Annotated in this window: 13 protein-coding genes; 12 read left to right on the top strand and 1 reads right to left on the bottom strand. The window is 59.1% G+C overall.

The annotated features are described in order from the left end of the window. Window positions 1-5: 5 nt before the first annotated feature. The 6 genes from flgA to fliP are packed head-to-tail and all read left to right on the top strand — an operon-like array spanning window position 6 to window position 4,126. The gene (gene flgA / locus ACPYOJ_RS04040; RefSeq protein ID WP_481415103.1) at window positions 6-491 is read left to right on the top strand and encodes a flagellar basal body P-ring formation chaperone FlgA; all 486 of its coding nucleotides are present in this window, start codon (window positions 6-8) and stop codon (window positions 489-491) included. Beyond that, on the top strand, window positions 488-1,609 hold the full coding sequence (locus tag ACPYOJ_RS04035; protein WP_481415102.1) for a flagellar basal body P-ring protein FlgI: 1,122 nt from the start codon (window positions 488-490) through the stop codon (window positions 1,607-1,609). Before flgA ends, ACPYOJ_RS04035 begins: the two co-directional genes overlap by 4 nt. Further along, complete coding sequence (locus ACPYOJ_RS04030; RefSeq protein ID WP_481415101.1) at window positions 1,606-2,148, top strand: MotE family protein; 543 nt, start codon at window positions 1,606-1,608, stop codon at window positions 2,146-2,148. Before ACPYOJ_RS04035 ends, ACPYOJ_RS04030 begins: the two co-directional genes overlap by 4 nt. Beyond that, a complete protein-coding gene (gene flgH, locus ACPYOJ_RS04025; protein ID WP_481415100.1) occupies window positions 2,145-2,861 on the top strand; it encodes a flagellar basal body L-ring protein FlgH in 717 nt (238 codons plus the stop codon). Before ACPYOJ_RS04030 ends, flgH begins: the two co-directional genes overlap by 4 nt. 12 nt (window positions 2,862-2,873) lie before the next feature. After that, window positions 2,874-3,392, top strand: a complete 519-nt coding sequence (locus ACPYOJ_RS04020; RefSeq protein WP_481415099.1) for a flagellar basal body-associated FliL family protein — start codon at window positions 2,874-2,876, stop codon at window positions 3,390-3,392. Beyond that, window positions 3,389-4,126, top strand: coding sequence for a flagellar type III secretion system pore protein FliP (fliP, locus tag ACPYOJ_RS04015; RefSeq protein WP_481415098.1), 738 nt, complete (start codon window positions 3,389-3,391; stop codon window positions 4,124-4,126). The genes ACPYOJ_RS04020 and fliP overlap by 4 nt, the downstream gene beginning before the upstream one ends. Before the next feature lie 84 nt (window positions 4,127-4,210). Here fliP and ACPYOJ_RS04010 read toward each other — a convergent pair whose 3' ends face one another. Next, window positions 4,211-6,133: an O-linked N-acetylglucosamine transferase, SPINDLY family protein gene (locus tag ACPYOJ_RS04010; RefSeq protein WP_481415097.1), complete on the bottom strand. Its 1,923-nt coding sequence runs from the start codon at window positions 6,131-6,133 to the stop codon at window positions 4,211-4,213. 358 nt (window positions 6,134-6,491) lie between these two features. Between ACPYOJ_RS04010 and ACPYOJ_RS04005 the strand changes: the two genes are divergently transcribed. The 6 genes from ACPYOJ_RS04005 to ACPYOJ_RS03980 all read left to right on the top strand — a co-directional run bounded on the left by ACPYOJ_RS04005 (window position 6,492) and on the right by ACPYOJ_RS03980 (window position 14,187). After that, window positions 6,492-7,751, top strand: coding sequence for a flagellin N-terminal helical domain-containing protein (locus tag ACPYOJ_RS04005; protein ID WP_481415096.1), 1,260 nt, complete (start codon window positions 6,492-6,494; stop codon window positions 7,749-7,751). A 273-nt stretch (window positions 7,752-8,024) separates the two neighbouring features. Continuing rightward, window positions 8,025-9,284 carry a flagellin N-terminal helical domain-containing protein gene (locus tag ACPYOJ_RS04000; RefSeq protein ID WP_481415095.1) on the top strand — a complete coding sequence of 420 codons (1,260 nt, stop codon included), beginning with the start codon at window positions 8,025-8,027 and terminating at the stop codon, window positions 9,282-9,284. Between the two features lie 237 nt (window positions 9,285-9,521). Then, on the top strand, window positions 9,522-10,778 hold the full coding sequence (locus tag ACPYOJ_RS03995; RefSeq protein ID WP_481415094.1) for a flagellin N-terminal helical domain-containing protein: 1,257 nt from the start codon (window positions 9,522-9,524) through the stop codon (window positions 10,776-10,778). A gap of 317 nt (window positions 10,779-11,095) precedes the next feature. Beyond that, complete coding sequence (locus ACPYOJ_RS03990) at window positions 11,096-12,049, top strand: flagellin N-terminal helical domain-containing protein (protein WP_481415093.1); 954 nt, start codon at window positions 11,096-11,098, stop codon at window positions 12,047-12,049. 195 nt (window positions 12,050-12,244) lie between these two features. Continuing rightward, entirely contained in the window at window positions 12,245-12,886 is a 642-nt protein-coding gene (locus tag ACPYOJ_RS03985) for a hypothetical protein (RefSeq protein WP_481415092.1), read from the top strand. Then, window positions 12,883-14,187, top strand: coding sequence for a MotB family protein (locus ACPYOJ_RS03980; RefSeq protein WP_481415091.1), 1,305 nt, complete (start codon window positions 12,883-12,885; stop codon window positions 14,185-14,187). Before ACPYOJ_RS03985 ends, ACPYOJ_RS03980 begins: the two co-directional genes overlap by 4 nt.

The raw sequence follows: 14,187 nt of genomic DNA, 5'->3' as shown, positions 1-14,187 counted from the left end.
AGAACATGATGTTTCGCCGGGCGAGAAATATCGTCGCTTTGACGGCATTGGCAACGGTTGCGGTCTACGGCAGTTTCATGCCTGCCGCAGCTGCCGGCGCCGACATGGGCTACGCTGTCGTTCCGACAGCGATTATCTACCCCGGGGAAACGATCGACGGCGGCCAGCTTCAAGAGGTCGAGGTTACGAATCCGAACCTCGCAGCCGGTTACGCCAAATCCATCGAAGAAGTTAGCGGCATGATCTCGAAGCGTACGCTACTGCCCGGACGGACGATTCCGGTCGGGGCGTTGCGCGAGCCTTATACGGTCACGCGCGGCTCGCAGATTCGTCTCGTCTTCAGCATGGGAACGATGACGATCTCCGCGGCGGGCTCGCCGCTCGAGGACGGCTTTACCGGCCAGGTCATCCGCGCTCGCAACATGGACTCGGGGGTCATCGTAAGCGGCACCGTTCTTGCTGACGGCACCATACACGTGGCGGCAAAATGAAGATTGTCTCTCGCATTTTCGCCGCGTTCGCGGCCCTTTCGATGTGCATGGCGCATGTGACGCCGGCATTTGCGGTGACCTCGCGGATCAAAGACATCGCTTCGCTGCAAGCCGGGCGTGACAATCAGCTGATCGGCTACGGTCTCATCGTCGGCCTCCAGGGGACGGGCGACGGCTTCCGCGCTTCGCCGTTCACCGAGCAGTCGATGCGCGCCATGCTCCAGAACCTCGGCATCTCGACTCAAGGCGGACAATCCAACGCCAAGAATACGGCCGCCGTCATGGTCACGGCCAACCTTCCGCCCTTCGCGAGTCCCGGCAGCCGCATTGACGTTACCGTCAGTTCGCTCGGCGATGCGACCTCGCTGCGCGGCGGTACGCTCATCATGACGTCCCTCTCAGGTGCGGATGGCCAGATCTATGCCGTAGCGCAAGGTTCTGTTGTCGTGTCGGGCTTTCAGGCACAGGGCCAGGCGGCGACCGTGACCGAAGGCGTCACGACCGCCGGTCGCGTTCCGGGCGGCGCAATTATCGAGCGCGAACTCCCCTCGCACTTCAAGGATTCTGTCAATCTCGTGCTGCAGCTCCGCAATCCGGATTTCTCGACGGCCGTGCGCATTAGCGACGTCGTGAACCGGTATGCGTCCGCTCGCTTCGGCGGTCCGGTCGCGGAGCCCAAGGACGCACAGGAGGTGGTTGTGCAGAAGCCGCGTGAGGCGGACCTTACACGATTGATGGCGGATATCGAAAATCTCGCCGTCGACACCGATACGCCGGCGAAGGTGGTGATCAATGAACGCACCGGCACGATCGTGATCGGAGCGGACGTGCGCGTCTCGCCGGTTGCAGTCAGCTACGGAACGCTGACTGTGCAGGTCACTGAGACGCCGCAGGTTATCCAGCCTGAACCGTTCTCACGCGGGGTCACCGCCGTTCAGCCGCAGACCTATATCTCTACGCAGAAAACCGGCGGGGCCCTCGCAGTCATCAACGGACCAGACCTTCGAACCCTTGTCGCAGGTCTCAATAACATTGGCGTCAAACCGGATGGTATCATCGCAATCCTGCAGGGTATCAAATCTGCAGGTGCGCTGCAGGCGGAGCTCGTACTGCAATGATCGTTTCGAAATTCGGCCTGAATATCTCTGGGCTGTTGCGGAGCCTCGCGCTGCCGGCTGCCGCAGTTGTCCTTCTGTCCATCCCGGGCGCTTTTGCCCAGGAGGCGGCAAGCCCCACCGGCAACCTCACGTCGGAAGAGGAAATCAAACAGTTCTGCACCAATATTGCCGATCCGGCACGTGACCAACGCTATTTGCTGCAGAAACAGGAACTCGAAAAGCTGCAGGCGGATATCGACTCCCGCATGGCAGAGATGGGCAAGCGCACGGCCGAATATCAGGATTGGCTGAAGCGTCGCAATGACTTTCTCAAGCAGGCTCAGGCAGGCCTTACCGACATCTATAAGAACATGAAGCCGGATGCCGCGGCGCTGCAGCTCCAGGAAGTGAAGACCGAGGTCGCGGCCGCGGTGATCATGCGGCTCAGTTCACGTCAGTCGAGCCTGATCCTGAACGAGATGGATCCGCAAAAGGCGGCGGTCCTCGCCAATATCATCGCAAGTGCGTCCGATCCCAATACGTCGAAGGATCCCTCATGAACAAACGTTTCCCGGCTGCCATTGCCGCTGTTGCTCTTCTCGCAGGCTGCCAATCGCCGCAGGCTGTGAGGGAGATCGGCCGGGCGCCTGCCATGAGCCCGATCGGCAGCGGCCTGGCCTATGGCCAGACACCGCAGATGTCGCTTTATCCGAAGAATCCGCACCAGGTGGCGCAGGGGTATTCCCTGTGGAACGACTCGCAGTCAGCCCTTTTCAAGGACGCGCGCGCGCTTAACGTCGGCGATATCCTGACGGTCGATATCCAGATCAACGACAAGGCATCGTTCGACAACGAAACCAGTCGTAGCCGGCAGAATTCGAGCGGGCTGAACTGGGACGTCAACGCGCAGATCTTCGGCTGGACGCCGCAATCGAAGACCGATGTCACCTATGGGTCCGACACCAGCACGGATGGCAAGGGCAAGATCGAACGCACGGACAAGCTAACGCTTCTCGTCGCCGCCGTCGTCACCGGCATTCTGGAAAACGGCAACCTCGTGATCAGCGGCTCGCAGGAGGTTCGTCTGAACCAGGAACTGCGCATCCTCAACGTCGCCGGTATCGTGCGCCCGCAGGATGTCAACTCCGACAACCAGATCTCCTACGACAAGATCGCCGAAGCGCGCATCTCCTACGGCGGCCGTGGCCGTCTGATGGAAGTGCAGCAGCCACCAAGCGGCCAGCAGGCCGTCGATCTTTTCTCGCCGCTCTAGGGCCTCACAGCTATGGCAGACGCAGTGGAAAACGAAGGCAGTCCCAAAAAGAGGCCTGCGATGCTGATCATGGCGATCGGCCTGCTCGCGCTGACCGTGCTCGGCGGCGGCGGGGGCTGGTTCCTTGGCACGATGATCGCCCCGAACGTCAAGAGCGCCGAGCAAGCGGCCGCGACCGAAACGGTCCCGGCTGGCGCCGGGGAAGGCAAGGAAGCAGAAGCCGGGCTTCCTCACATCTCCACCGAAGCAAACAACATCGTTCAGCTTGAGCCGATCACCTCTAACCTTGCCTATCCCTCGGAAAATTGGGTACGGCTCGAGGTGGCGCTACTTTTCGATGGCCCTCCGGACGTGAAGATGGCCGAGGATATCCACCAGGATATCATGGCCTACATCCGGACCGTTTCCCTTCAGCAGATCGAAGGGCCGCGCGGCTTTCAATATCTCAGGGATGACATCCAGGAACGTGTTGACCTGCGCTCCAAAGGGCGCGTATCGAAGGTCATGTTCAGGACCTTTGTCATCGAATGATTCGATTCATAGCTTTATTTGCCGCCATGATGGCGGTGCCGGAACTGGCGTTTGCCCAGCAGCTACCAGGCAATCTTTTGAATATCCCGGTCGATGGCTCCGTCGCGGCCTGGATTATCCGTACCTTCGGTCTTTTGACCGTCCTTTCGATTGCTCCCGGCATCCTGATCATGGTGACGAGCTTTCCGCGCTTCGTCATCGCCTTTTCCATCCTGCGCAGCGGCATGGGGCTTTCTTCAACGCCTTCCAACATGATCCTGCTCTCGCTGGCGCTCTTCATGACCTTCTACGTCATGTCGCCGACTTTCGATCAAGCCTGGCAGAACGGCGTGCAGCCGCTGCTGGCCAGTCAGATCAACGAGCAGGAGGCGGTGCAGCGCATCGCCGAGCCTTTCCGAACGTTCATGGCCGCCAACACGCGCGACAAGGATCTGGCGCTCTTCGTCGACCTCGCCCGTGAGCGTGGCCAGACGGTCCAAACGGGTGCCCAGATCGACTACCGCGTTCTCATTCCGGCATTCATGATTTCGGAAATCCGGCGTGGGTTTGAGATCGGCTTCCTGATCGTTCTGCCGTTCCTCGTCATCGACCTGATCGTTGCGACGATCACCATGGCGATGGGTATGATGATGCTGCCACCGACGTCGATCTCGCTTCCCTTCAAGATTCTGTTCTTCGTGCTGATTGACGGCTGGAATCTGCTGGTCGGCAGCCTCGTGCGGTCCTTCCACTAATTCGCACACCCGATCGACCAGAGTGACCGCAAATGAAAACCGCCGGGCGCGTGACCGGCGGTTTCGTTCACCTCGTGCGGCCTGTTACTCGGCCCTATCCAAGAAGGGGGCTGCGCGCGCGGGCAGCGCCGGCACGTCGATGTGATCCGGCTCCAATCCTGCCCTGGCGCGCTCAACCATCATTTCATAGGCCTTTTCCAGATGACGGCAGAGACGTTCTGCGTCAAACAATGGCTTGACAAACCGGTTGGCGATCAGCCGTTCTTTGTATGCCGCGACGCGTCCGTGATCTTCCGCCAGCGCCACCGCCATTTCCTCGTACTCGTCGACGTCCTGCGCCACCAGCTCCGGCAGCCCGATTGCATTCAGCAAGCTCTCGCTCACGCGGGAGGCAAAATGCGTTCCCTTGACCGTCAGCACCGGCAATCCGCTCCAGAGCTGCTCCGAGGTCGTGGTGTGGCCGTTGCAGGGAAAGGTATCGAGCGCAAGGTCGGCCGCCGGCAGGCGATTGAGGTGGAGCTCGAACTTCAGCTTCGGAGCAAAGAAGATTCGCTTCGGGGAGATGCCGCCCTGCTGAAATTTTTTGATGATATTGGCTTCTGTGCGCGGATGTTGCGTCATGATCCAAATCACGCTGTTTTTCGTCCGCTTCAGGATCCGGGTCCACAGCTCGATCGTCTTCAGCGATATCTTGCGGTTGGCGTTGAAGGAAGCAAAGACGAAGGCATCGTCCGGAAGCCCCAGTTCAGCACGCGTGACAGGTTCGGGAAGCGGCCGATGCACAGCGTCGTTGGGCTGGTAGCTCTCCGGAAGCCGGGCTAGCTTCTGGTCATAGTGGGGCTTGCATACCTCTGGCAGGACATAGGGGTCGCCGATGACATAGTCGAGGTCGACGTGGATGGTGCTGCCGGGATAGCCAAGCCAGGATACATGTACCGGGGCCGTCCTATGATTGAGGATAGCAGCCCTGGTGAAGTGCGTGTGGCCTTTCAGATCGACGAGAACGTCAATGTTATGCTCACGAATCAGTTGAGCGGCAGCCTGGTCGCTGAGATCGTGAATACGTACGACTTTCCCCCACTGGGAGCGCAGAGTGTCGTCTTCCGTAATGAACTGCAGCGGCGTATGGCAGAACAGCGTTACGTCAAAACGATCCCTGTCATGGACCTCGAGGACGCGCCGCAGCAGCTTCATGGTCGCATGGTCGGCGAAAAAATCCGCGGAAAGATAACCGATCCGGATTTTTTCACCCCAGACATGGGGCACCTGACGCCGCTCTTGCGTGATGTTCGCCGGCATCGTGGGGGTGGTGGCTTCCGCCAAGCGATTGATGCTTTCATCCCCGCACCAGGTGAAGTTATAGAACGCATTGTCCTTGCGGAAGATCTCGTGATTGCCCGAAGCAATGATCGCATCCAGATCGCGTTGATGCTTCTCGACCGCATCGTATTCGCAAAATTCACGGCAGAAGATGAGATAGATGAAGCGGAATGTCGCATCGCTCGCGTATTTGCTGAGGATCTTGCGAGCAAGATGCAGGTTCGCCTCGTCCCCCAGATCGTTGGTCAATAGCCGCGTGGCCAGATGCAGATGCTTTGGATCCGAGCTGTCGGTCAGCGGCTTGCGGAAGGGGGGAAGCAGGTCGTCCTTGCCCTGTTTCAGAAAAATCGAAGCCAGGGCGTATGCAATTTCGGCTTCGTTGGGATGCTTAATGAAAAGCTTCATGCCGATGAGAAGCACCTGCTCGTCATCCTGCAGTTCGAAGTAGATCCGCAGTGCCTGCTTCTGATATTCTGACACGTTTTGAGTAGGTTGTTCCGACGCGAGTATGTATGCCCTGGCGGCGTCAGCCTTCATTCCGAGCGTCTCGAGCGTTTTGGCAAGAAGCGCGTATGTTTTCGCATCTTTCTGGACGTCGATGAGTTGGTTAAGCATCTCGAGGGACTTCGTGTACTGTCCCTTTTGAAGCGCCTGCGACGCGGCTGAGAAGGTTACGGCTGCTTTCAATTCTTGCTACTCCCTCAAAGCTCGGAAGCCATGTCGGTCGTTCGACCCTGTGCTGGCTGGCAGTTTGCCGCAGTAACAGTTGAATCTTGCTCGAAACAGGTGGATGCGGCCAGGCGAACTGTCACTCCCGTGGCACACTTTTTGCGCACGACCTAACTTCGGCTTAACCATATAATGGCGGGGCGGTTCAGCCTTTTCTGGGCTTAAGGAATTAGCAAGCAATAGCGACGAGATTGGCCTGACATGACGGGTTTGGTTTTAAGATTGATGAACCGAGTGGCATGAGGCTGGTCCGTCATTACCGGTATTAAAAGTCCGGTATGTCCTCCTTTTTTGTACCGAGTTTCAGGGGACAACTATGACAAGTATTGTAACGAACACGTCCGCAATGGCCGCTCTGCAGACGTTGCAGGGAATCAACAAGAGCCTTTCGAATACGCAGGCTCACGTTTCGTCCGGTCTGCGCGTCGGTTCCGCTTCCGACAACGCCGCCTACTGGTCGATCGCAACGACCATGCGCTCCGACAACAGCGCGCTTTCCGCCGTTTCCGACGCGCTCGGCCTGGGTTCCGCCAAGGTTGATACCGCCTATTCCGGCATGAACGCCGCCATCGACGTCGTCACCCAGATCAAGCAGAAGCTGGTCGCCGCTACCGAAGACGGCGTCGATAAGGCGAAGGTCCAGGGCGAAATCAAGCAGTTGCAGGACCAGCTGAAGAGCATCGGCGATGCTGCCTCGTTCTCCGGCGAAAACTGGCTCCAGGCCGACATCAGCGGCGGCTCAGTGACGAAGAACGTCGTCGCCTCCTTCGTGCGCGATGGCTCGGGCAACGTCTCGGTCAAGAAGGTCGACTATGCCCTCGACAGCACCTCGGTTCTGTTCGACACCGGCGCAACCGGCGGCTACGGCAACGGCCTTCTCGACAATAACGTCCGGTTCACCGGCACCGACGGTGTAACGGTCTCCGTCAACATCAATGGTGTTGCGTCGACCCAGACGGTCAAGGGCTACTCGACCGACAATCTGCTGAATGCGACCCCCAGTCTGACGTTCTCGACGAACGCCAGCGGTCAGACGGTGGCCCTCGATGCGGGCGGTACGCCTCAGTATCTGCAGCTCAGCGGTCAGGACAAGTGGGTACAGCTGACTGCGGCTCAGCCGACGGCAGGGCAGGAAGTGGCCTATGACGACGGTGCCGGCACGTCCTACTATATCGATACCGGCAATGCGGCGACCGCAGTAACGAACCAGGCGGCCGGCTTCTCGGTGTCAAATCTTGACATCACCGATCTCCAGACTGTGGCAACCAATATGGGCGGCAGCTTTACCGCGTCGGATGCTCTGGACTTTATGATCCAGTCTGTCGACTCGGCTCTCAAGCAGATGACCAGTGCGGCAGCGTCGCTCGGTTCGCTGAACTCGCGCATCGACACGCAGACCGACTTCGTCTCGAAGCTCATGGACTCGATCGACTCCGGCGTTGGCAAGCTCGTAGACGCCAACATGGAAGAGGAATCCAGCAAGCTGACAGCCCTACAGACGCAGCAGCAGCTCGCCATCCAGTCGCTGTCGATCGCCAACTCCTCGTCGCAGAACATCCTGTCGCTCTTCCGCTAAGAGCGACGCAGGATTTCGAATGAACTCGCGGCCGGGTCGTTCCCGGCCGCGAATTGTTTAAGAGTAGGTTAATGTTGGCCGTGTAAGTTACGGTTTTGTTTACACTTTTTCAATCCAGCGTTCAGTGTTCCTTAACCATATTGGTGTCTTCTAGGACCATCGAAACGGCGGTTAACCTAACTAACCGGTTAGCAGGCATGATGCTGATAGCCGTTCCCGGTAAAGGTCCGGAATGTCCCCTCCCATTCGTTTTCAATAAGGGACACTAGTATCATGACGAGCATTCTCACCAATGGCGCGGCCATGGCCGCTCTGCAGACGTTGCAGGGCATCAATAAGAGCCTTTCGAATACGCAGGCTCACGTTTCGTCCGGTCTGCGCGTCGGTTCCGCTGCCGACAACGCCGCCTACTGGTCGATCGCAACGACCATGCGCTCCGACAACAGCGCGCTTTCCGCCGTTTCTGACGCTCTCGGCCTCGGTTCCGCCAAGGTCGATACCGCTTATTCCGGCATGAACGCCGCCATCGACGTCGTCACCCAGATCAAGCAGAAGCTGGTCGCCGCCACCGAAGACGGCGTCGACAAGGCGAAGGTCCAGGGCGAAATCAAGCAGCTGCAGGATCAGTTGAAGAGCATCGGCGATGCTGCCTCGTTCTCCGGCGAAAACTGGCTCGAAGCCGATATCAGCGGCGGCGCGGTGACGAAGAACGTCGTCGCTTCCTTCGTACGCGATGCCTCCGGCAACGTCTCGGTCAAGAAGGTCGACTATACCCTCGACAGCACCACGATCCTGTTCGACACCGGCGCGACAGGCGGCTATGGCAAGGGCATTCTCGACAACGAGGCCCTGTTCACCGGTACGGATGGTGTATCCGTAACCGTCAACATCAATGGCGTGGCAACGACTCAAGCGATCAAGGCCTATTCGACCGACACTCTGCTGAGCGCGACCCCCGCCCTGACGTTCCAAACGAACGCAAGCGGTCAGACGGTTGCCCTCGATGCCGGCGGTGTGCCTCAGTATCTGCAGCTTAACGGCCAGGACAAGTGGGTAGAGCTGACCGCGACTCAGCCGACGGCAGGGCAGGACGTTGCTTATGACGACGGTGCCGGTACCTCCTACTATGTCGATACCAGCAAAGTGGCGACCGGCGTAACGGCCGCACAGGCCGGCTTCTCGGTATACGATCTCGACATCACCGACCTCGCCACGGTACAAGGCAATATGGGCGGCAGCTTCAGCAACTCGGATGCCCTGGACTTCATGATCCAGCACGTCGACTCCATGCTCAAGCAGATGACCAGTGCGGCCGCGTCGCTCGGCTCGATGAACTCGCGCATCGACATGCAGACCGACTTCGTCTCGAAGCTCATGGACTCCATCGACTCCGGCGTCGGCAAGCTCGTAGACGCCGACATGGAAGAGGAATCCAGCAAGCTGTCGGCGCTGCAGACGCAGCAGCAGCTGGCTGTCCAGTCGCTGTCGATCGCCAACTCCTCGTCGCAGAACATCCTGTCGCTCTTCCGTTAAGAGCGTCAGGCTCGTCGGATTGGCTGACGAAAACAGGCGCTGGCCGGCTTTTCTCCGGCCGGCGTCATTTTCGCTATTCGGCGTTAACCCTGCGTTAACCATATTGCTGTTTCTTGGCTGCATAGAAACGGTGAGTTAACCGACTTTAAGCGCGGGTTAACAGGCATGAAGCTGGCACCGTTGCCGGTGAAATCCGGAATGTCCCTTTTTTAAGCAGCCAACAGGGGCACCCTTTCCATGACGAGCATTTTGACGAATACGTCCGCAATGGCCGCACTCCAGACGCTGCGCGGCGTTAACGCCAGCCTGGAGGATACGCAGAACCGTGTTTCCTCCGGTCTGCGCGTCAGCGACGCTGCCGACAATGCCGCCTACTGGTCGATCGCAACGACCATGCGCTCCGACAATGGCGCGCTTTCCGCGGTTTCCGACGCTCTCGGCCTCGGTTCCGCCAAAGTTGATACCGCCTATTCCGGCATGAACGCCGCTATCGACGTGGTCACCGAGATCAAGAACAAGCTGGTCGCCGCCACCGAAGACGGCGTTGACAAGGGAAAGATCCAGACCGAAATCAAGCAGCTTCAGGATCAGCTGAAGAGCATCAGTGACGCTGCCTCGTTCTCCGGCGAAAACTGGCTCCAGGCCGACATCAGCGGCGGCTCAGTGACCAAGAACGTCGTCGCCTCCTTCGTGCGCGATGCCTCCGGCAACGTCGCAGTTACGAAGGTCAACTATATCCTCGACAGCACCACGGTCCTGTTCGACACGGGAGCAGTGGGCAGCTACGGCAAGGGCATTCTCGACACCGAGGCCGTGTTCAGCGGTACTGATGGCGTATCAGTGAACGTCAACGTCAACGGCGTGGCAACGACTCAAATCGTCAAGGCCTATTCGACCAATACTCTGCTAAACGCTAGCCCCGCCCTGACGTTCTCGACGAACGCCAGCGGTCAGACGGTTGCCCTCGATGCCGGCGGTGTGCCCCAGTACCTGCAGCTTAACGGCCAGGACAAGTGGGTATTGCTCACAGCGACTCAACCGACGGCAGGGCAGGAAGTTTCCTATGACGACGGTGCCGGCACACCCTACTATGTCGATACCGGCAATGCGGCGACCGGCGGAACGAGCAATGCCGGCTTCTCGGTGGCCGATCTCGATATCACCGACCTCACGACGGTGTCTGGCAATATGGGCGGAGGCTTCGACGAGAAAGATGCCCTAGACTTCATGATCCAGTTCGTCGACACCACCCTCAAGCAGATGACCAGCGCGGCAGCGTCGCTCGGCTCGATGAACTCGCGCATCGACATGCAGACCGATTTCGTGTCGAAGCTGATGGACTCGATCGACAAGGGTGTCGGCAAGCTCGTAGACGCCGACATGGAAGCGGAATCCAGCAAGCTGACGGCACTGCAGACGCAGCAGCAGCTCGCTGTTCAGTCGCTGTCGATCGCCAACTCCTCGTCGCAGAACATCCTGTCGCTCTTCAAATAAAAACAGCAACGCCGGCAGCGCACCGGCTCTGCGAACGGAGAATCAGAGCCGCGCCTCCCGGGCGCGGCTCTTGCGTATTTACGACCAGGAATTGCCCGCTCACGGCGACTTCTCTTTCGCGAAATCAAGAGCTTGCCTAAAGCTTGCGTCGACGGTTCGCGGGCACTTGCCGCCGAGGTAAATGTCAGGTTAATTTCAGCGAAGAGTTGATTTGATTGCGACGCACCGGTTGGAGGGACCAGCCGGAGGCATGAAGCCAGCTAGGTCGCTGCCGGGAAACCGGCCTGTCCCTTTTCCTTCATTTCGAGGATTTATCGATGGCCTACACCATAACAGACGTAGGCGCGTTGAACGTGCTCACCGTTCTTCGCGGCGTTAACAAGGAGGCTGACTCCATTCAGCGGCAGATATCGTCGATGATGCGTGTTGAGACGGCCGCGGATAATGCGACCTCCTGGGCGGCTGCGACGACTCTGCGATCCGACGACAACGCGATGAAGACGATCGACGACGCCCTCGGTGTCGGCGGCGCCAAGGTCGACACGACGTATACCGCGCTGACCTCTCTCATCGATGTGGTTTCGAAGATGCGCTCTACGATTGTTTCGGCGACCGACCCGGCCAACGACCGGGGTAAGCTCAACATCACCCTGGATCAGTACAAAGCGCAGCTGAATACCGTCGTAAATTCCGTGAATTTCAACGGCGAGAACTGGCTGCTGAACCGCGACGCGACCGCGCCGACGCAGCGGTCCGTTACCGGCGGATTCGTGCGCGGCCCGAATGGTGAATTCTACCCGCAGAACATTACTTACCCGGCTGCCGACGCAATCATGATCGATACGGCCGACGCCAACCGCGGCCTGCTGACGAAATCGATAAGTGCCGATCCAGCTGCCGTGCCAGCCCGCAACTACTATCTGCTCGATGCTGGTTCGACCACGCCCGCAACTGGCACCCAGATATCGATCTCGGTCAACTCGACGTCGCAAGACCTGCAGGACATGCTCAACGTGTTGGATAACGTCCTCTCGAGCCTCAATACCACGGCCACCGGGCTCGGCACGATGAACGCGCGCATCGAGGATCGGCAGAGCTACGTGGAGACGCTTTCGAAATCCCTGAAGACGGGCATTGGCGCTCTTGTCGATACCGATATGGATGAAGCTTCGGCCCGACAGGCCGCGTTCGAAACGGCGCGGGACATGGGGACTGAAGCACTCTCGATCATGAACACCTCCGCGAGCAAGATTCTCATCCTGCTTGAGTAGTTGCGCCTCGCGAATGGCAGGCGGGAGACTGCCATTCATCCTCGCGCAAGTTTGGCTTTCTAGTTTCGACCAGAGACGTTGTGAGCCGTGCCGAGGGCTGCCGAAGGCCTTCGAAGCCGCTGCTGGCGTAGGTTTGATTCGTTTGAGGCGGGACGCGCGCATGCCGAAACTGATTGCAAAGGCCGGGTGGTTTTGATGAGCGCTATGCTTTCCCGGTATTTGAAGGACTTCGGAGAGACGAAACCCGCTGAGCCGGTCATCGACCTTAACAGCTTTGCGGACGATAGCTACGGCGGCTTGCCGGACACATCGGAAATGCCGCCGGCGGTCGACGTCGAGGCCGAGCGCCGCGAGGCCTACAGCGAAGGCCACGCGGCGGCTACGGCCGAGTTGACCGAGAAATACGAGCTCGAGGCCCAGGCAATCGCGCTTGTCCACCAGCGGGAGAAAGACGACCTGGTGGCAAAGCATGCAGAAGAGATGGCGGGGGTGATCGCACGCCGGCTAGATGCAATTGCCGCGGAGGTCGCCAATCTCGTGAGCGCCGCGACCGCGAAAGCGATAGCGCCGGTGCTGACGGAAGCGGTTGCTGCCGAAGCCGTCTCAAGTCTTGCGACGTTATTGCACGAGGCAATCTTGGAAGGCGCGCCAGGCTCGATGACAGTCAAAGGCCCGGCACAGCTCTTTGAATTGCTCAAGGCCGAAATGGGCGAAAGACAGAATCTGCTGCGCCATCAGGAGACCGATGATGTCGATCTCGCTGTTGAGGTCGAGGATTCCGTCCTGGTCACGCGCATTTCCGCTTGGTCTGCCAGCCTGAAGAAAGTTCTTGAATGAGCGAAAGCGAAAATCATCACCACGGCAGGAACGAAGTCATCATCGTCAAACGGCATGGTGGCGGCGACCATGAGGGCGGGCATGGCGGAGCATGGAAAATCGCTTATGCCGATTTCATGACCGCGATGATGGCGTTCTTCCTCGTCATGTGGCTTGTCAACGCCGCGAACGAGGAGACGAAGGCGTCGGTGGCCACCTACTTCAATCCGATCAAGCTCGCGGATGAGAAGCCGACCGAAAAAGGCTTGAAAAAGCCTGTCGACCAAGCCGACGGCGAGGAGAAGCAGGACAAATCAAAGGAAAAGGAGGATGAGCCCACCAAGGGCGCGTCTGCAGCCAATGGTGACGATCAGACCTCGTCCTCCGGCGACAAGACGAATTACTCCGAAGCCAATTTCTTCGAAAATCCTTACTCTGTTCTGGCTGAGATTGCACAGGAAGTCGGTCAGCAGGCAAATGTCAGCGTTAAGGGAGAGGGTGGCGCGAGCGATTCCGGCCCTGCAACCGGCGCCGATGGCGGGCAGGCTTATCGCGATCCGTTCGACCCGGATTTCTGGACGAAGCAGGTCGAGGTTTCACAGACAGACAAGGCCCCCCAGACCCCAGCCGAAAAGACCGCACAGGCTGCAGCCGATCAAGCCGACCCGAATCCAAAACCCGATGCGACGGAACTAGCGAAGGCGGAGGCTGTCGCCTCGAGCGCGGATCAGGCAGCAGAACCTGTCAATTTGCCACAGGACAAAGCGCCCAATGAAAGCGCCGCCCTATCCCCGGGCAAGCCGAGTGCAGCCGCAACTGGCGGACAGACATCTGCCGCGCAAACGGCGGCCGACGCACAGAAGCAGGCCGAGGAACTGCAGCAGGAAATCGCCAAGCAGATCGGTGGGGTCGCGGGTAAGCTTGCGGAGGGCTTGACCGTCACACCGGCGGAAGGCGGGCTGCTCGTAAGCCTCTCTGACCAGAGCGACAGCTCCATGTTCAATGTCGGCTCCGCCGTTCCGCGCAAGGAAATGGTGCTGGCAATGGAAAAGATTGGCGAAATTCTAAAGGATCGTCAGGGAGCGGTGGTAATCCGCGGCCATACGGATGGCCGCCAGTACAAGGGAACCGACAACGCAAACTGGCGCCTCTCGACGGATCGTGCCCAGGCAGCCTACTACATGCTCGTCCGCGGCGGGCTGGATGAGAAACGCATCTCCCAGGTTTCCGGCTTTGCCGATCGCAAGCTGAAGCTGCCGGATGACCCATTCAATGCTGCCAACCGCCGCATTGAAATCCTGGTTCAGGCGGATCAAGGATAA

This window comes from Rhizobium sp. SVR5-9E (assembly GCF_056755095.1).
This window is presented reverse-complemented; position numbering and strand designations above follow the sequence as displayed.